This is a genomic window from Pseudomonas sp. O39 (genome assembly GCF_045447295.1).
In the GTDB taxonomy this organism is placed as follows: Bacteria; Pseudomonadota; Gammaproteobacteria; order Pseudomonadales; family Pseudomonadaceae; genus Aquipseudomonas; species Aquipseudomonas antarctica_A.
In genome coordinates this window covers 1-202 of record NZ_JBJGXV010000101.1, presented here as the reverse complement: position 1 = coordinate 202, position 202 = coordinate 1, and the positions used below count along the sequence as shown (strand labels likewise).

General features: G+C 59.9%; 1 protein-coding gene. It reads right to left on the bottom strand.

The features are described 5' to 3' along the window. The coding region (locus ACI77D_RS29485; protein WP_407018126.1) for an Ig-like domain-containing protein at positions 1-202 on the bottom strand (202 nt) is incomplete at both ends.

The window sequence follows — 202 nt, the reverse complement described above, 5'->3', positions numbered from 1 at the left end:
GATCAGGTTGCTGGTGTCGGTGATGCCGGCTGCTGGGGTAAACGTCGCGGTATAGGTGATGTTATCCGAGGTGTTCAGCCCGGAAAGCGTGCCGTTTTCAGCAGTCAGGTCTGCCAGGGTGAAACCGGTCACTGCCTCGCTGAAGGTGACAGTGACCGTGGTGGCCTGGCCAATGCCCAGCGCCGTATCGGCTACCACAATG